Origin of the sequence: Paraferrimonas sedimenticola, from assembly GCF_002282855.1 — a bacterium.
Classification (GTDB): domain Bacteria; phylum Pseudomonadota; class Gammaproteobacteria; order Enterobacterales; family Shewanellaceae; genus Paraferrimonas; species Paraferrimonas sedimenticola.
Window position 1 is genome coordinate 14,172 of record NZ_NRIR01000011.1, and the last position, 19,018, is coordinate 33,189.

Genomic DNA, 19,018 nt, shown 5'->3' on the forward strand with positions numbered 1-19,018 from the left:
GACCTGTTGTTTTAACCCTTGTGCTCAAAGTGGGGGCGCACACGTCCCTGAGTGAGATTATTCACCTGTCGGCTGAACTTGTCTAACTGATTCTCGGGTAACGCAAATTTTATTATCACCTGAGCGCCATAGTCGCTGCTAAGCAACTCCCCTTCGCAGGCTTTCAGCTCATGGGTGATAGTTTGAGCATCGGCATAATCGACCCGCAGTTCGGATTCGATAAGTTGGCGAAAAACATGAGTCGGCAAATTGGGGATCGCTTGCTTAATTCCACTGGCATAGGCTCTAGCCAGCCCGCCGGTGCCGAGCTTCACGCCGCCGTAATAGCGCACCACTATAGCCAACAGCTGGCCCACCTGAGCACCTTGTAGCACTGCCAACATTGGCCGCCCTGCGGTACCGGATGGCTCACCGTCATCAGAATACCCCATGTTAACCGTGTCTGAAGGGGCACCGGCCAGATAAGCCCAGCAGTAGTGACTGGCACCTGGATAGCGCGCTTTGGCCCGCGCCAATCGCTGTTTTAGGTCATCGCCAATGGTAAAAGGCTCGAGCAGGGTAATGAAGCGGCTTTTGTTGATGGTCTCTTCAAACTCCAATGCCTCGCTGGCGACCCTGAAGTCACTCATGGAGCGACCACAGTAGCCGCGTCAGGCGCAAACTCGCAGATGCGCACGCTAAACTCGTAGCCAATAGGAAATTCATCCGCTCTTTTTGCCACTAAGATTTCGTTGAGACCAATGAACCGCACGCGCTCTCCTTCACTTTGAGCACAATAACTCTTTGGATAGGTTTCCAATTGGTAGGTCAACCAAGCCACTATCAAACTCACCACCGGCTGTTTTGCAGGCTTAGCGGTTTCGCTGAGTTCTTGATCGCTCGACGTTGTTTGCTCCTCAACTGTGGCCGCTTGCTGAGCGGAATCCTCGCCCACATCCAGTTTAACTGCCGTTTGGGAGCCACCGCCTTGGTGCCAGTTCAAGCCGTATTCTGGCGCTTCAAAATCGGTGCCATTCTCACCAACCGAAATATTGATACCGTAGGCAATCGACATATTCACTAAGGCATAAATCATCGCAGGCACCACAATGATGCGCACCAACATAGTGGTTAAGGGATACGCTTCGCGCTTCTCAAAGTGGGCAATTCGAATTCGAAGCAAACGCAACAAGGCTAAAATGGCCAATAAGCAATTCAGCACAAACAGGTAAACCATCATGGCCAACATGGTGAATACCAGAATCCACATCGGCGCCATAATGAGCGTCGTCACAAACAGTGCATTAGACAGTTGCTGCGGCTCAACTCCAACCACGTCGTTGATCTGTTGACCGGCAAAACCCAAGGCAATGTGCGCGACGCCTGCGTTGAATATTAGAATGATTCCTTTACCCAGCAGGGTGTCCCACAATTTGACGAACATAGGCCAGACGTCGTTAAATACCGCCGCCAAACCTAGTGTGGCCGAAACAAACACCCAGCGCTCGCCGTGCCCCTCTTCAGAGAACATGGCGATAAGCAGCGCAACGAAAGCGAACAGATAGAGCTTTTGGCTCAAGCTCAACCGAGCAAGCTCAGACTCCACTTTCCCTTTGAGTCGCTTGCCTTTGGTGGCCGCTTTCAGCGCTAGGCTAGTCACAAGTTACAGACCTTGGGCTCGAGTCAAGTTATCGCTGCCCTGCTCAGTCACCAGCACATTGTCTTCAATCCGAATACCACCAAACGGACGCAGCACATCCACTTGTGCCCAATTCACCAGCTTCTTAGCCGAATCCGATAACTCATCGAGCAGGCTATCAATCACATAAAGTCCGGGCTCTACGGTTAGCACTTGTCCAGCCGCGAGTTCGCGGGTGCAGCGCAAGAATGGATGCTGCTCAGGTGCAGCTTGGTGAGAGCCCTCAGGGTTTTGCATAAAGCCCGCAACATCATGTACTTGTAGACCAAGCATATGTCCAAGTCCGTGCGGGAAGAAGGCTCGAGTCACCTGCTGCTCCACCAAAGACTCAACGCTGGCATCGCTCAATTCAAAGTCGCGCAGCATGGAGCCGATACGCTGATGCATGTCTAGATGTAAGTCCTGATAGGCCACACCGGGGCGAATACCTTCAATGATTTCTAGTAGCTCTTTGTCCATGCGCTCAATCATGTCGGCAAATGGGCCAGAACTGAACGCATAGGTGCGGGTAATATCAGAGGCATAGCCGTTGCAGTTGGCACCCGCGTCGATTAGAAACGAGTTCAGCTGCGCCGGTGCTCGGCGTTCAAGCACTGTGTAGTGGAGTATCGCTGCATTCTGATTCAAGGCGATGATGGCGTTGTACGGAGCGTCGTTCTCTCCTTGCTCGGTGGCTTTAATATAAGCCTGCTGGATCTCAAACTCGCTAGCCCCGCTGTAAAACGCATCTTTCGCAGCCATGTGGCCAAGTGATGCGATGCGGTTGGCTTCGCGCATACAGGCCTGTTCCCACTCGGTTTTAAAGCTGCGGTGGTAATGTAAAAAGTCCACCACGGGCTGAGGGTTGATCGCTTCAAAGCCCAGTTCCTGTGCAACCGCTTGATGCTCGCCCAAGTAGGCCCAGCCAGTCTTATTGCCCGGCAGGTGTTGTTCGGCTTGAGTTTTGTCGGCAATGACCACCACCTCAAAGGCTTTTACCCAAGGCGCTTGTGGCAAGGGCTCGACCTTATGCCAGAAATCAACAGGTTGAAAATACAATAGTTTCGGCTTGGTTTGGCCATCAACAATTAGCCAGCAATGGGGATTAGCGGTCAAAGGTAACCACTGTTTGAAATGCGGACTGGCTTTAAAGGGATAATCCATGTCATCGCCAAAAATGCGATGGGGTTGACCGGCGTGGATCACCAGACCTTGCAATGACTGATGCTCTCTAATTGCCGCAACCCGTTGCTGCAGCGACTCTACGTGGGAAAAGTACAAATTCTCTTTTAAATTCATTGTTCTGACTCGCCATTTTTGCTTTGGACAATGCTAGCACATTGCGGCTGTAAGCCTAATTGTTGAATTTTACTTCTAATGTTAAACGCTTGTTTAAATTGCTTGTTGAAATTTACGTCATTAGTAAGCAAACTGGTTGCCGATGCTATTTACAGAATAACAACAAGGTATCCCATTTCGGTACTACCACTGTGGCCCATAAGAAGGACGGATGTAATGATTTACCAAAGCCCAAACATTCAGGTCAGCCAGCTCGATAATCAGATTGCTGAACTGCGATTCAATGCGCCAGGCTCGGTCAACAAGTTCGACAAAGAAACCCTTAACGCCCTTAACGAAGCGCTTGCAGCTATTGAGCAAGCCAAACCACGCGGTGTTTTAGTCACCAGTGGTAAGTCGGTTTTCATCGTAGGCGCGGACATCACCGAGTTCACTGATTACTTCGCCCAACCCGACGACGTCATCCTAGATTGGATCAGTGAGACCAACGCCATTTTCAATCGCCTAGAAGATTTACCTATGCCAACCGTGTGTGCCATCAACGGTTTTGCCTTGGGTGGTGGCTTTGAAGCGGCGCTATCTTGCGACCTACGTATTGTTGCTGAATCTGCCCAAGTCGGTCTTCCTGAAACCAAACTGGGCCTGATTCCTGGTTTTGGCGGTACCGTGCGTTTGCCACGAGTGATTGGTGCTGACAACGCCCTTGAGTGGATGACTTCAGGCAAACACCAAAAAGCCGCAGCCGCTCTGAAAGTGGGTGCCGTTGACGCAGTGGTTGCCGATGACAAGCTGATTGAGCAAGCCAGCGTACTGCTTGAGCGCGCCATTAGTGAAGAGATTGACTGGCAAGCACGTCGCCAAGCCAAGCTATCGCCTTTAACCCTATCCAAACTAGAAGCCACCATGGCCTTTACCACCGCTCGCGGTATGGTGGCCAAGCTTGCGGGTAAACACTACCCAGCACCAATGACTGCCGTTGACGTGGTTGAGACTGCTGCCGGTGCCGCGCGCGCCGAAGCGCTAGAAGCTGAAAAACACGGTTTCTTGAAATTGGCTCGCACTGACGCCGCTGCCGCTCTCATTGGAATTTTCCTAAACGACCAGCTAGTTAAAGGCAAAGCCAAGAAAATGGCCAAGGCCTCGGGCAAGGTTGAGTCAGCTGCCGTATTGGGCGCTGGTATCATGGGTGGCGGTATCGCCTACCAAAGCGCCTACAAAGGCGTGCCTATCGTGATGAAGGACATTGCTCAAGAAGCATTGGACTTGGGCCTATCTGAAGCCTCTAAGATCGCCGGCAAATTGGTAGAAAAAGGTCGCTCGACTCCGGCCAAAATGGCCAAGACCTTAAACAATATCGTACCAACACTGGACTACTCGGGTATCGCTAACGCCCAGGTGGTTGTGGAAGCTGTGGTCGAGAACCCTAAAATCAAAGCCGCGGTGCTCAAAGAGACCGAGACCAAAGTGGCGGACAATGCGGTTATTACCTCAAACACCTCTACCATTTCTATTGATTTGTTAGCCGAGAGCTTAGACAAGCCAGAGCGCTTCTGTGGTATGCACTTCTTTAACCCTGTGCATCGCATGCCGCTAGTGGAAGTGATTCGCAGCAAATACTCCAGCGAAGACACCATCAACCAAGTGGTGGCTTACGCCACTCAAATGGGCAAAACCGCGATTGTGGTTAACGACTGCCCTGGCTTCTTCGTTAACCGCGTGCTTTTCCCTTACGTCGGTGGCTTTAACCAGCTCATCGCCGATGGAGCAGAGATTGCTGACATCGACAAGGTAATGGAGAAAGACTTTGGTTGGCCTATGGGTCCTGCCTACTTGATGGACGTAGTCGGTATCGACACCGCTCACCACTGCCAAGGCGTGATGGCCGAAGGTTTCCCAGAGCGCATGGCCAAGCCAGAAGTCGACCTGATTGCGGCTATGTTTGAAGCCAACCGCTACGGTCAGAAAAACAAAGTCGGCTTCTACCAGTATCAAAAAGACAAGCGCGGTCGCACTCAAAAAGTGGCCGATGACGCTTCGCAAGCCATCATCGAAGCCGCCCGTGGCGCTGGTAAGAGCTTTAGCAAAGAAGACATCATCGCCCGTTGTATGATCCCTATGATCATTGAGACCGTGCGCTGTTTAGAAGAAGGCATTGTCGACTCGCCAGCTGAAGCCGATATGGCTTTGCTATACGGCTTAGGCTTCCCAGCCTTCCGCGGCGGCGTGTTCCGCTACCTAGACACCATGGGTGTGGCCAAGTTCGTTGAACTCGCGGACAGTTTTGCCCATTTAGGTCCTTTGTACCAAGTGACTCAAGGACTTCGCGATAAAGCTGCCAGCAACGGCACTTACTACTAAATGAGCAGAATTTAAGGAAAAACATCATGAAACAAGCAGTAATTGTCGATTGTATTCGCACCCCAATGGGCCGTTCAAAAGGCGGTGTCTTTCGCAATGTTCGCGCCGAAGCGTTATCAGCGCACCTAATGAGCCAATTGCTTGAACGCAATCCAGCTGTACAAGCTGAGCAAATCGAAGACATTTTCTGGGGCTGTGTTCAACAGACCCTAGAGCAAGGCTTTAACGTTGCCCGCAACGCTGCCCTATTGGCCGGTATTCCAAAGCAAGTAGGTGCCGTAACCGTTAACCGTCTGTGTGGCTCTTCTATGGAAGCCCTGCACCAAGCAAGCCGTGCCATTGCCTGTGGCGATGGCGACATCTTCATCATTGGTGGTGTTGAGCACATGGGTCACGTACCTATGACTCACGGTGTCGACTTCCACCCGGCGCTGGCTAAAGGCGTAGCCAAAGCCTCCGGTATGATGGGCTTAACCGCTGAAATGCTGGGCAAGATGCACGGCATTAGCCGTCAGGCCCAAGATGAGTTTGCTGCGCGCAGCCATCAACGCGCCCATGCCGCCACCTTATCTGGCGCGTTTGCCAATGAGATTGTGGCCACCGAAGGTCACGATGCCAACGGCAACCTAGTACGTGTCGACTTTGACGAAGTGATTCGCCCTGAAACCACAGTAGAAGGCCTGAGCACGTTGCGCCCAGTGTTTGACCCAGTCAATGGTACTGTGACTGCTGGTAGCTCGTCTGCCCTATCCGACGGTGCCGCCGCTATGCTGGTGATGGAAGAGAGCAAAGCCAAAGAATTAGGCCTACCAATTCGCGCCCGAGTCCGCTCAATGGCAGTTGCAGGTTGCGATGCGGCTATTATGGGTTACGGCCCAGTACCAGCCACTCAAAAAGCGCTTAAGCGCGCTGGTTTACAGGTTCAGGACATTGACCTGTGGGAGCTCAACGAAGCCTTTGCCGCTCAATCACTACCTGTGGTTAAAGATCTTGGCTTAACCGATGTAATCGATGACAAGGTTAACCTAAACGGTGGTGCAATTGCTTTGGGCCACCCACTGGGTTGCTCTGGCGCGCGCATCTCGACGACTTTGCTCAACTTGATGGAAAGCAAGGACGCCACCTTAGGCGTTGCCACCATGTGTATCGGTTTGGGACAGGGTATCGCCACCGTGTTCGAGCGAGTCTAAACGCTTAAGCAACAATCAAAAAGGCAGTCTAGGCTGCCTTTTTTAATGCCTCAAGCTTGAGAGCCGCTACAACTGAACTAGGCTTTGGACAAGTAACACCTAATTTTCCGTTTAAAACGAGTCCGTTACATGTCCTCCGATAGCGAATACAGCCTGCAACCCGTTCCTCAATCTGCCCGCAAAGGTTTCTTATCGCTGACCTTCTTAATGTTGGGGTTAACCTTTTTTTCGGCCTCTATGTGGACCGGTGGCAAATTAGGTACAGGCTTGGGTTATGACGACTTTTTTGCAGCAGTGCTCACAGGAAACCTGTTACTCGGGCTTTATACCGCATCTCTGGGATACATAGGCGCAAGCACAGGGCTTTCAACCCACTTGCTGGCGCGATATTCGTTTGGCCGCAAAGGTAGCTTTCTTCCATCTGCCTTGCTCGGTGGCACTCAGGTGGGATGGTTTGGCGTAGGTGTTGCCATGTTTGCCTTACCCGTGGAGAAGGCTACTGGCATAGACGCCATTTGGTTAATTGGCATCGCCGGGGTGGCAATGACCTCCACCGTATACTTCGGCATCAAAGCGCTAATGCTGCTCTCTTCAATCGCGGTTCCGGCCATCGCCGTACTCGGGGGCTATTCGGTGTATTTGGCAGTGATTGATATTGGCGGTGTTAACGAGCTCAAACAGTTGGTGCCCGAGCAAGCACTGGCAAGTAATGTGGCCATTTCTATGGTTGTTGGCTCGTTTATTAGCGCAGGCACCCTGACCGCTGACTTCGTACGCTACGGACGCTCGGCCAAAACCGCGGTACTGATAACCCTTATCGCCTTCTTTATCGGCAACTCACTGATGTTTGCGTTTGGTGCAGCAGGGGCTGCTGTCACCGGCGAGGCGGACATTTCACAAGTCATGTTGCTGCAAGGCTTGTTGATTCCCGCAATTTTGGTGCTGGGGCTAAATATTTGGACCACTAACGACAATGCCCTGTATGCCTCCGGGTTAGGATTCGCCAATATAACTGGCGCCTCTTCTAAAAAGCTCAGTGTTATCAACGGTATTATCGGCACCTTGCTGGCGCTGTGGCTATACAACAACTTTGTCGGCTGGCTGACCTTTTTATCCGCAGCCATACCGCCGATCGGCGGCGTACTCATCGCAGACTATTGGCTGCGACGGCAGAAATATCAGACCTTTGATGACAGCCGATTCAAGAACATTCGCTGGAGTGCCCTAATCGCGGTGGCCATTGGTGTTGCGGCAGGCCACTTGCTCCCGGGCATCGTCCCGGTAAATGCCGTGCTCGGTGCAGCGATTAGCTACGCATTTCTCAGCCGCATCGAAGACTAGCGCGAGGTTCTCATGCAAATCATCAACGCCCGCTTTAACGATAAGCCCGGCTTGTGGAGTGTCCGCTGCGAACAGGGGCTTTTTAGTGACATCTGCGCCATGGATGCCAATCCAAAAGTCGACAGCGATGCCTATGATGCCCGCGAAAAGCTGCTCGTCAGTCCGTTTGTTGAACCTCACATCCACTTAGATGCCACCCAGACTGCGGGGCAGCCCAATTGGAATTTATCTGGCACCCTGTTTGAGGGCATTGAACGTTGGGCTGAGCGCAAAAATGTGCTCAATATTGAAGACGTCAAAGCTCGTGCACACAAGACCTTATCCTGGCAGATAGCCAACGGAATTCAGCACGTGCGAACCCATGTAGACGTCTCAGATCCAAGCCTGATGGCTCTACATGCCATGCTAGAAGTAAAACAAGAAATTGCTGACTACATCGACCTGCAGATAGTCGCGTTTCCACAAGAAGGCATTCTCTCTTACCCTAATGGCAAGGCATTAATGCGACAGGCGATGGAGCTAGGTGCCGATGTGGTCGGTGCCATCCCCCATTTCGAGTACACCCGCGAATACGGTGTTGAATCGCTGCACTTTGCCATCGAACTGGCGCTTGAGTACGAGGCGCTGGTGGACGTTCATTGCGACGAGATAGATGACGAGCAAAGCCGCTTTGTTGAAACTCTGGCTTGCCTAGCGCTAGAGCATCAAATCGGCCATCGAGTGACTGCCAGCCACACCACCGCCATGCATTCCTACAACAATGCTTACGCATCGCGCCTATTTCGACTGCTCAAACGCAGCGGCATCAGTTTTGTCGCCAACCCGCTAGTTAACACTCACTTACAAGGAAGGTTCGATAGTTATCCAAAACGCCGCGGAGTAACTCGAGTAAAAGAGATGCTTGATGCCAATATTAACGTCTGCTTTGGCCACGACGATGTCTTCGACCCTTGGTACCCTCTTGGAACCGCTAATATGCTGCAGGTACTGCATATGGGCCTGCACGTTTGCCAAATCATGGGCTTTGAGCAAATCAATCAAGGGTTACGCTTGATTAGCGAGCACTCCGCTAAAGCCTTGAACCTATCCAAGTTCGGTATAACACAAGGTCTGCCAGCCAGCTTCCTATTGCTAAATGCCAGCAATGGCTTTGATGCGCTTCGCCGCCAAGCAGAGGTAGTGCTTTCCGTTCGAAAAGGCATTGTGATTGCCAAAACTGAGCCGGCGCACAGCGAGATACTTGGCCCACTAAATCAGCAAATCGACTTTCGTTAATGCTAAAGCGGTCACTGTTTGTGCAAATGGCGTTGGCCATTAGTGCGCATCCAAGTAGAATTGAGGCCTGTGTGAAGAGGAACCCTTAGTCAATATGATGCCCGACCCATTTGAAAACGCCGAACACCATCTCGATGCCTTAGGCCTGCGCTGTCCAGAGCCAGTAATGATGGTGAGAAAGACCGTGCGTAAAATGACCCAAGGTGAAACCTTGTTGGTTGTTGCCGATGACCCATCAACCACTCGTGACATTCCCAGTTTTTGCGAGTTTATGGACCACACTTTGGTTGCCAAGCAGATCGACGCTTCCCCTTTTCAATATCTCATTAAAAAGGGCGGCTAACCGCCCTTTCTCATCTCTATCAATTCCCCACTAAAAATTATCAATTGTCGGCAATTTGTGCGATAACTAGTAGCGCAAAAATATAACAATCAACGCCGAGAATGATGATGAACAAAAGCCTGATAAGTCTGTGCATTGCCGCAGTGTTTTCAGTTCCTACCGCCTTAGCCGATGACGATGCCAAAGCCCCAAGTTGGGATGTCAACGCACCCGCTAACGCGCCGTTAGAAACCATACAAATCGATACCAAATCGGGGACTTGGATGAATGTGTCCCTGTCTCCTGACGGCAAGACCATAGTATTTGACTTGTTAGGTGATATTTACAGCATGCCAGCCAAAGGAGGTGAGGCGACGCCACTGATCAAGGGTATCGCTTGGCACATGCAACCTGTATTCAGCCCAGACGGTAAAACCATTGCGTTTACCTCAGATCAAGGCGGCGGAGATAACATATGGATCATGAACGCCGATGGCTCTAACCCTCGCGCGGTTACCAACGAGACGTTTCGTCTGCTAAACAGCCCAGCTTGGAGCCCAGATGGAAAATACCTAGTGGCTCGTAAGCACTTTACAGGCACCCGTAGCCTAGGTGCCGGCGAGGTGTGGATGTACCACGTTGAAGGCGGCTCTGGGGTAAAACTTACCGAGCGTCCAAACGATCAGAAAGACTTGGGCGAACCCGCTTTTTCACCGGATGGTAAATACATTTACTTCAGTCAAGATGACACTCCGGGCAAAACCTTTCACTACTCTAAAGACTCGGTTCAAGGCATTTATAAGATCAAGCGCTACGACCGCGCTAGCGGCGAAATCGAGGTGCTAATTCAAGGTACCGGCGGCGCTATTCGCCCAACGCCAAGCCCAGATGGTAAACAGTTGGCCTATATTAAGCGCGATGGCTTCCAATCTACCCTGTACGTCATGGATTTGGAGTCGGGTAACCATCGTAAAGTCACTGACCACCTCGACCGCGATATGCAAGAGACATGGGCGATTCACGGTGTCTACCCCACCCTTTCATGGACAAGCGATAACAAGGAAATATTCTTCTGGGCCAAGGGCGGTCTAAACAAAGTTGCGGTAAAGGACGGACAGCTTGATACCATTCCGTTTCATGTCAAAGCCGAGAAGCAAATACAGCCGTCTTTGCGCTTCAAAAAAGACTTAGACCAAGACCAGTTTGACGTCAAAATGCTTCGCCAAGCCCAAGTATCACCGGATGGTGAAAAGGTAGTATTTGAAGCCATGGGTAAACTTTGGCTAAAAGAGCTTCCCAACGGTAAAATGAAGCGTCTAACCAAGCTAGACGATGAGTTCGACGAACTATGGCCGCAGTGGTCTCGCGACGGTAAGTCCATCGTATTCTCGACTTGGAACGACCAGAAACAAGGTGAAATACGCGTCGTAACGGTTCGCAACGGCCGCTCCAAAGCGCTCACACAAGAGCCTGGTAAATACGTAGAACCCACCTTCTCTCCTGATGGTGAAACCGTGGTGTATCGCAAGGCCGGGGGCGGTTATCTTCTCCCTAAAACTTGGTCGCAAAACCCAGGCCTTTACAAAGTCGCCGTTAATAAGGGCACACCTGAGCGCATCAGTCGCAAAGGTTTCCAGCCGCAATTTGGCGCCAGCAACGACCGCGTTTACTTTATGGAAAGCGGCAAAGAGCAGAAGTTGAGCTCGGTCGGAATGAATGGCTACGATGCTCGTACCCACTACACCAGCAAGCTAGCAACGGAATTCCGAGTCTCGCCAGATGGAAAGCACTTGGCGTTTGCTGAGCGATTTAAGGTGTTTATCACACCATTTGCTAAGCATGGTGAAACTGTCGTAATCGGCCCACAAGCCAACAACCTTCCTGTGACTCAACTGTCACAGCGTGCTGGAGAGAGCATTAGTTGGGGTGGTGACAATCAATCGCTGCATTGGACTTTGGGCCCAGAGCTGTTCACAGCGAAAGTCGACACCAATTACCAAACAGATGAAGCCCAAGCCAAAGAACAGCTAACGATTACAGATATTGGTTTCACCCAAAAGAGTTATGTTCCACGTGGAACAGTCGCCTTTACCGGCGGCCAAGTGATTACTATGGAAGGTGAAAAAGTCATTGCCAATGGCACGGTAGTGGTTCAAGACAATAAGATTGTTGCAGTGGGTAATGTCGATGACACCCATATTCCAGCCAATGCGCAAATTATTGATATCAGTGGCCAAACCATTATGCCTGGGCTTTTCGATGCCCATGCACACGGTGGTCAGGGCCAAAACGAAATCATTCCTCAGCAAAACTGGATCAACTATGCTGGCTTAGCCCTAGGCGTAACCAGTATTCACGACCCATCAAATGATACCACTGAGATATTTGCCGCCGCCGAGCGACAAAAAGCGGGTATCTCGGTTGGACCACGTATTTTTAGCACGGGTACCATTCTATACGGTGCCCATGGCGCCGGTTATACCTCGCACGTAGATTCACTGGATGATGCAAAGTTCCATTTGGAGCGGTTGCAAAAAGTGGGTGCTATCAGTGTGAAGAGCTATAACCAGCCTCGCCGCAATCAGCGTCAACAAGTGATTCAGGCAGGGCGAGAGTTGGGAATGATGGTGGTGCCCGAAGGTGGCAGTTTGCTGCAGCACAACTTGAGTATGATTGCCGACGGCCACACAACCGTGGAGCACTCCTTACCTGTAGGCGCTATCTATGACGACATTCTGCAGTTCTGGGGACAAACTAAGGTAGGCCACACGCCTACGTTGGTTGTGGCATACGGTGGTATCTGGGGTGAAAACTACTGGTACGATAAAACTGACGTTTGGTCGCACCCTCGCCTAACTAAGTATGTCCCATCTGAAATTTTGAATGTTCGCTCTATGCGTGTGACCACCGCACCTGACGAACACTATAACCACTTTAACGTCGCTCGCGTTGCTAACGAACTAATACAAGTTGGTGTTAACTCCGCGATTGGCGCGCATGGCCAACGAGAAGGTCTCGGCGCTCATTGGGAAATATGGATGTTTGAGCAAGGCGGCATGACGCCGTTGCAAGCCTTAAAGACTGCGACCATTAATCCAGCCACGCATTTCGGCATGGACCATCAGTTGGGCAGCCTGACCCCGGGCAAGCTAGCTGACATTATCGTAATCGACGGTGATCCGCTAAAAGACATACGCCAAACCGACAAAGTGCGTTTCACCATGGTCAATGGCCGCCTGTTTGACGCAGAAACCATGAACCAACTAAATGGTGATAAAACACAGCGTAAAGCCTTTTACTTCGAACAAGAATAACCGGCATCTAGGCAACAAAAAGGGAAGCCAGCTGGCTTCCCTTTTTTAATGTTTCACGTGAAACAATTAGTCAGTCTTTTGTCTTGGATAGCAGTGACAACCCACTTCATGGTCATTGACCATGCCCACCGCTTGCATAAAGGCATAACAAATGGTCGGTCCTACAAAGTTAAACCCGGCTTTTTTAAGCGCTTTGGACATGGCTTCTGACTCAGGGGTTTGAGCTGGCAACTCGTCCATACTCTTCCAAGCATTGAGTCTTGGCTCCCCACCTATGAAGCTCCATAAAAACTCGCTGAAATCTACGCCCTGCTCTTTCAACGCAATATAGCCTTTGGCGTTGCGAATGATGGATTGCACCTTGAGGTGATTGCGGACAATTCCTTTGTCTTGCAGTAATGCTTCAACTTTGGCTTCATCGTACAGTGCAATCTTGTATGGGTCGAAACCGTCAAAGGCTTTCTCGTAGTTAGCCTGCTTCTTTAAAATTGTTATCCATGATAAGCCGGCTTGCTGTCCATCAAGGCACAATTTGGCAAACAACTCGCGCTCATCGTACACAGGCCTACCCCAAACCTTATCGTGATATTCTTGATAGATGGGATCGTCACTTACCCAGCCACATCGTTGCATATTGCATCCTGTTGATTTTTCCTAGCCTATCTAAAAATTAACCTACATTCCCAAACACTGACAAGGTATACTTTGTCGGTTAATTTTATCGATAAAACTATTGCTGGATATTCAAAGCCATCATGCCTAAATACGACATAAAAACCTTTCAGGGCTTTATTCTTGCTCTGCAAGATTACTGGGCGCAACAGGGCTGCGCCGTTGTACAACCGTTAGACATGGAAGTAGGCGCTGGTACTTTCCACCCGATGACCTTCTTAAAGGCGATTGGACCTGAGCCAATGAGCTCGGCCTACGTGCAGCCATGCCGTCGTCCAACTGACGGCCGTTACGGTGAAAACCCTAACCGTCTGCAGCACTACTACCAATTTCAAGTGATGCTCAAACCATCGCCAGACAATATCCAAGAACTATACCTTGGCTCTCTGCGCGCCCTGGGTATCGACACTAGCATTCACGACATTCGCTTCGTTGAAGACAACTGGGAAAGCCCAACTTTGGGCGCCTGGGGCTTGGGTTGGGAAGTTTGGCTAAACGGTATGGAAGTGACTCAGTTTACCTACTTCCAGCAAGTGGGTGGCTTAGAGTGCTCCCCTGTCACTGGTGAGATCACCTATGGTCTAGAGCGTTTGGCCATGTACATTCAAGGCGTGGATTCGGTTTACGACCTAGTATGGACCGATGGCCCAATGGGCAAAATCACCTACGGCGACGTGTTCCATCAAAACGAAGTTGAGCAATCCACATACAACTTTGAGCACGCCAACGTAGAGGTGCTATTCGCGACTTTCGATCAGTGCGAACAAGCCTGTAATGAGTTATTGGCACTTGAGCCAGCTTTACCTTTGCCAGCTTACGAACAAGTGATCAAAGCGAGCCACGCCTTTAACCTACTCGACGCCCGTCACGCTATTTCGGTGACCGAGCGTCAACGCTATATTCTGCGCGTGCGCACCATGTCTAAAGCGGTTGCCGAAGCTTACTACGCTTCCCGCGAAGCCATTGGCTTCCCTATGTGCGCCGATAAGGAAGAGAAATAGAATGCAAAACTTCCTAATTGAACTGGGTACCGAAGAGCTACCTCCAAAAGCCTTGCGTCAGCTTGCAACCAGCTTGGCCGACAACATTGTTGACCAGCTAAACCAAGCCGAGTTTCAATTTGAATCCAGCCAGTGGTACGCCTCTCCACGTCGTCTAGCGGTAAGCATTAAGCAACTGGCCGAGCGCCAAGCCGACAAGGTGGTTGAGAAGAAAGGTCCTTCGGTTAAGGCCGCATTTGATGCTGATGGCAAGCCTACCAAAGCCGCAGAAGGCTGGGCGCGGTCCAACGGCATTACCGTTGACCAAGCACAGCGCTTTGTTACCGATAAAGGTGAGTGGTTGCTTCACAAAGCCGAAGTCAAAGGCAAAAGCATTGTTGAAGTCATGCCTGACATGGTTAAACAGGCTATCGCTAAACTGCCAATTCCTAAGCCAATGCGCTGGGGCAGCACGCGTGACCAATTCATTCGCCCTGTGCACACGCTAACTTTGCTATACGGTGACCAGCTTATTGATGCCGAAGCCTTAGGTGTTCGTTCAGCGCGAACCCTGCAAGGCCACCGCTTCATGGGTCAAGCTAGTTTAGAGATTAATCATGCAGATCAATACCTTGAGCTTCTTAAAGAGCAAGGAAAAGTGATCGCTGATTACCAGGCTCGCAAAGAATTCATCGCCGCTGAAGTCACCAAAGCCGCAGAGGCTGCTGGTGGTATCGCCGACATGGAAGACGACCTACTGGAAGAAGTGACTTCTCTGGTTGAGTGGCCAGTCGTACTGACTGCCAATTTCGACGACAAGTTCCTAAAAGTGCCAGCAGAAGCTTTGGTCTACACCATGAAGAGCGACCAGAAGTACTTCCCGGTTTACGACGAGCAAGGCAAACTCAACAACCGCTTCATTTTCGTTTCTAACATCGAGTCTAACGACCCTCAACAGGTCATCGAAGGAAACGAGAAAGTGGTACGCCCTCGCCTCGCCGATGCTGAGTTCTTCTTCAACACCGACCAAAAGCATAAGCTAGCGGATCGCGTTGATAGTTTGGAAAGCGTTATCTTCCAAAAGCAACTGGGTACCTTGAAGCAACGTTCTGAGCGCATCAGCGCAATTGCCGGCTTTATTGCCAGCCAATTGGATAGTGACTCTGATGCAGCCAAGCGCGCTGGTCTTCTGTCTAAAGCCGACCTGATGACCGAGATGGTGATGGAGTTCACCGACACTCAAGGCATCATGGGTATGCACTACGCTCGCCTAGACGGTGAAGCCGAGAGTGTGGCGCTTGCGATTAGCGAACAATACCTACCTAAGTTTTCTGGTGACCGAGTACCAAGCGAAGCGGTATCCATCGCAGTTGCTCTGGCTGAGAAGCTGGACACCTTAACCGGTATCTTTGGTATCAATCAGCCGCCAAAAGGGGACAAAGACCCGTTTGCACTGCGTCGTGCTTCCATTGGTACCCTGCGTATCATCATGGAAAACCAATTGCCGCTAGACCTGCGCGAACTGCTTCAATTCGCAGTAGAGCAGCACGGTGACAACCTGAGCAACGACAACTGCCTAAACGACGTGTTGGAATTCTGTTTTGGCCGCTTTAGAAGCTGGTACCAGGACAACGGCTTCTCAGTTGATGTGATTCAAGCAGTGTTGGCCCGTCGCCCTTCTCGTCCGTACGACTTTGATTTGCGCGTTAACGCGGTAACGGCATTCAAGCAATTGGAGCAAGCCCAAGCACTGGCAGCAGCCAATAAGCGCGTGAGCAATATTTTGGCCAAGTACGACGGTGAGTTAAGCGATTCACTTAACCCTGAATTGCTGACCGAAGCCGCTGAAGTGCAATTGGCCGACGCGCTAACCAAAGTGAGTCAGGGATTAGAAGCGAAAGCCGCTTCAGGTGATTACCAGTCTGTGCTAACTGAATTGTCGACTTTGCGCGACGACGTCGATAACTTCTTCGACCAGGTAATGGTGATGGCAGAAGATCCAGCGGTGAAACAAAACCGTCTGTCTCTGCTAAATCAACTGCGTGATCGTTTCTTGTTAGTCGCCGATATTTCGGTACTACAATAAGCGCAAAAAAGGGGATCGCACTCGATCCCCTATCAACAAAGTTATCCACATAAAAAAGCCGCTCGATTGAGCGGCTTTTTCGATCCCAGAAAAGGATCCGATTAAACGTCCAAGTTGGCCACGTTAAGCGCGTTAGATTCGATGAAATCACGGCGTGGTTCTACGTGGTCGCCCATGAGCGTAGTAAACAGCTGATCCGCTGCCACTGCGTCTTCTACGGTAACTTGCAACATACGACGCGCTTCTGGATCCATGGTGGTTTCCCAAAGCTGGTCAGGGTTCATTTCACCCAGTCCTTTATAGCGTTGAATGTACAATCCGCGCTTAGATTCGTTCATCAACCAATTCAATGCTTCCACAAAGTTATCAACAGGCTTAGAACGCTCTCCACGGCGCACATAGCCGTCTTCTTCTATCAAGCCGACGATGGCCTCGCCTAGGCTTGCAATGCGGTTGTAATCGCCGCTCAGGAAGAAATCTTTGTTGAACGCATAATGGCGGTCAATACCGTGCTGGCGAATGGTGATTTGAGCAGCTTTAGCGCCGGTGTCTTCGGTAATCACTCGTCCTGAGTACAGAGCACCATCCACTTCTTGTTCGGTTAGCTCAGCAACCAGAGCATCCAACCAAGTTTGTAGCTTAGCTTCGTCACCTGCAGCGGCTTCGTCCATGCGTGGCTGATAGATAATGCGGTCCATTACCTTAACTGGGAAGCGACGCTCTAGGCGGGCAATAATGCCCTCTACTTCGCGATACTGGCCAACCAACTGCTCTAACGGCGCACCACTGATAGCTGGAGCGGTAGCATTTGAGTGAATGCCGGCGTTGTCCAAGGCCAAAGTAGTCAAGTACTGAGTCAGCGCTGGATCGTCTTTCAGGTACTGCTCTTGCTTGCCCTTTTTCACCTTGTACAAAGGCGGTTGAGCAATATAGATATAACCACGCTCGATCATCTCTGGCATTTGACGGAAGAAGAAGGTCAACAGCAGGGTACGAATGTGCGAGCCGTCGACGTCAGCATCGGTCATGATGATGATGTTGTGATAGCGAGTTTTATCTGGATCGTATTCATCGCGACCGATACCACAACCCATGGCGGTAATCAGAGTGGCGACTTCTTGCGAAGACAGCATCTTGTCGAAGCGCGCTTTCTCTACGTTTAGAATTTTACCCTTCAGCGGCAAAATCGCTTGGTTCTTACGGTTTCGGCCCTGTTTGGCGGATCCGCCGGCCGAGTCACCCTCCACAATGTAGAGTTCAGAAAGCGCTGGGTCTTTTTCTTGGCAATCTGCCAACTTACCTGGCAGACCAGCCAAATCTAGCGCGCCCTTACGGCGAGTCATCTCACGAGCTTTGCGCGCCGCTTCGCGAGCACGGGCTGCATCCATGATTTTGCCAACAATGGTTTTGGCGTCGACTGGGTTTTCTAATAGGAAGTCGTTGAGCTTTTCACTCATGGTTTGCTCAACCGCACCTTTCACTTCAGATGACACCAACTTGTCTTTGGTTTGCGAGCTGAACTTAGGATCGGGCACTTTAACCGAGATAACCGCGGTTAGACCTTCACGAGCATCATCACCGGTGGCGTTGCCCGCTTGCTTGTTCTTCTTGTTCAAACCTTCGCGCTCGATGTAACTGTTTAGGTTACGAGTCAAGGCACTACGGAAACCAGCTAGGTGAGTACCACCGTCGCGCTGAGGAATGTTGTTGGTAAAACAGAAAATGCTTTCCTGGAAACCGTCGTTCCACTGCATAGCCACTTCGACGGTAATTCCGTCTTCGCGCTCTTGGGTGAAGTGAAATACTGACTTGTTTACCGGCGTCTTGTTGCGGTTCAGGTAGTCAACAAAGGCGCTAATACCACCTTCGTACATGAAGTGATCGGACTTACCATCGCGCTCGTCATGCAGACGAATCGACACACCAGAGTTCAAGAACGACAGCTCGCGCAGACGTTTTGCCAGAATCTCGTAGTGGAAAGTGGTGTCGCTAAAAATGGTGTCGCTTGGCCAGAAGCGAAGCTCAGTACCGGTTTTCTCGGTTTCGCTTATCTGCGCTAGTGGCGCTTCAGGCTCGCCCAAATGATAAGTTTGCTGGTGCAGGCCGCCGGCGCGACCAATGGTCAATACCAGCTTGTCAGACAGTGCGTTTACTACCGAAACACCTACGCCGTGCAAACCACCGGATACCTTGTAGGAATTGTCGTCAAACTTACCGCCAGCGTGCAGAACCGTCATGATAACTTCTGCGGCCGAAACACCCTCTTCCGGGTGAATATCCGTCGGAACACCACGACCGTCATCTTTTACAGAAACAGAGCCGTCGCTATGAATGGTTACCACAATGTCTTCACAGTGGCCTGCAAGGGCTTCGTCAATTGAGTTATCTACTACCTCAAACACCATGTGGTGCAAGCCGGTGCCGTCATCGGTATCACCAATGTACATGCCGGGGCGTTTACGCACCGCATCCAGTCCTTTAAGGACCTTAATACTGGACGAATCGTAACTGTTCTCAGACATAA

General features: G+C 50.9%; 13 protein-coding genes. 8 read left to right on the forward strand and 5 right to left on the reverse strand.

The features are described 5' to 3' along the window. Positions 1 to 11: 11 nt before the first annotated feature. From CLC93_RS16085 to pepQ, 3 genes are read right to left on the reverse strand one after another with little or no spacing between them, the layout of a single operon-like run. Entirely contained in the window at positions 12 to 629 is a 618-nt protein-coding gene (locus CLC93_RS16085) for a YigZ family protein (protein WP_095507013.1), read from the reverse strand. Further along, positions 626 to 1,639, reverse strand: coding sequence for a hypothetical protein (locus tag CLC93_RS16090; protein WP_095507014.1), 1,014 nt, complete (start codon positions 1,637 to 1,639; stop codon positions 626 to 628). Before CLC93_RS16090 ends, CLC93_RS16085 begins: the two co-directional genes overlap by 4 nt. A 3-nt stretch (positions 1,640 to 1,642) precedes the next feature. Further along, positions 1,643 to 2,956 carry a Xaa-Pro dipeptidase gene (pepQ, locus tag CLC93_RS16095; RefSeq protein WP_095507015.1) on the reverse strand — a complete coding sequence of 438 codons (1,314 nt, stop codon included), beginning with the start codon at positions 2,954 to 2,956 and terminating at the stop codon, positions 1,643 to 1,645. 216 nt (positions 2,957 to 3,172) lie between these two features. Between pepQ and fadB the strand changes: the two genes are divergently transcribed. The 6 genes from fadB (at position 3,173) to CLC93_RS16125 (ending at position 12,756) form a co-directional block, all read left to right on the forward strand. Beyond that, positions 3,173 to 5,314 (forward strand): fatty acid oxidation complex subunit alpha FadB, encoded by a 2,142-nt coding sequence (fadB, locus tag CLC93_RS16100; protein ID WP_095507016.1) that lies wholly within the window; start codon positions 3,173 to 3,175, stop codon positions 5,312 to 5,314. A gap of 26 nt (positions 5,315 to 5,340) precedes the next feature. Next, a complete protein-coding gene (fadA, locus tag CLC93_RS16105) occupies positions 5,341 to 6,504 on the forward strand; it encodes an acetyl-CoA C-acyltransferase FadA (protein WP_095507017.1) in 1,164 nt (387 codons plus the stop codon). 129 nt (positions 6,505 to 6,633) lie between these two features. Continuing rightward, on the forward strand, positions 6,634 to 7,845 hold the full coding sequence (gene codB / locus CLC93_RS16110; protein ID WP_095507018.1) for a cytosine permease: 1,212 nt from the start codon (positions 6,634 to 6,636) through the stop codon (positions 7,843 to 7,845). 12 nt (positions 7,846 to 7,857) lie between these two features. Beyond that, positions 7,858 to 9,120: a cytosine deaminase gene (gene codA / locus CLC93_RS16115; RefSeq protein ID WP_095507019.1), complete on the forward strand. Its 1,263-nt coding sequence runs from the start codon at positions 7,858 to 7,860 to the stop codon at positions 9,118 to 9,120. Between the two features lie 97 nt (positions 9,121 to 9,217). Continuing rightward, the gene (gene tusA / locus CLC93_RS16120; RefSeq protein ID WP_095507077.1) at positions 9,218 to 9,463 is read left to right on the forward strand and encodes a sulfurtransferase TusA; all 246 of its coding nucleotides are present in this window, start codon (positions 9,218 to 9,220) and stop codon (positions 9,461 to 9,463) included. A gap of 104 nt (positions 9,464 to 9,567) precedes the next feature. Continuing rightward, complete coding sequence (locus CLC93_RS16125; RefSeq protein ID WP_245837184.1) at positions 9,568 to 12,756, forward strand: amidohydrolase family protein; 3,189 nt, start codon at positions 9,568 to 9,570, stop codon at positions 12,754 to 12,756. 66 nt (positions 12,757 to 12,822) lie between these two features. Here CLC93_RS16125 and CLC93_RS16130 read toward each other — a convergent pair whose 3' ends face one another. Beyond that, complete coding sequence (locus CLC93_RS16130; protein ID WP_095507021.1) at positions 12,823 to 13,389, reverse strand: DNA-3-methyladenine glycosylase I; 567 nt, start codon at positions 13,387 to 13,389, stop codon at positions 12,823 to 12,825. Between the two features lie 122 nt (positions 13,390 to 13,511). On the opposite strand from CLC93_RS16130, the gene glyQ reads away from it, so the two are divergent. Together glyQ and glyS are read left to right on the forward strand one after the other, a co-directional pair. Further along, positions 13,512 to 14,429: a glycine--tRNA ligase subunit alpha gene (gene glyQ, locus CLC93_RS16135; protein ID WP_095507022.1), complete on the forward strand. Its 918-nt coding sequence runs from the start codon at positions 13,512 to 13,514 to the stop codon at positions 14,427 to 14,429. A gap of 1 nt (position 14,430) precedes the next feature. After that, positions 14,431 to 16,494 (forward strand): glycine--tRNA ligase subunit beta, encoded by a 2,064-nt coding sequence (glyS, locus tag CLC93_RS16140; protein WP_095507023.1) that lies wholly within the window; start codon positions 14,431 to 14,433, stop codon positions 16,492 to 16,494. Positions 16,495 to 16,595: 101 nt separating this feature from the next. Here glyS and gyrB read toward each other — a convergent pair whose 3' ends face one another. Then, positions 16,596 to 19,016, reverse strand: coding sequence for a DNA topoisomerase (ATP-hydrolyzing) subunit B (gene gyrB, locus CLC93_RS16145; RefSeq protein ID WP_095507024.1), 2,421 nt, complete (start codon positions 19,014 to 19,016; stop codon positions 16,596 to 16,598). Between the last annotated feature and the right edge of the window lie 2 nt (positions 19,017 to 19,018).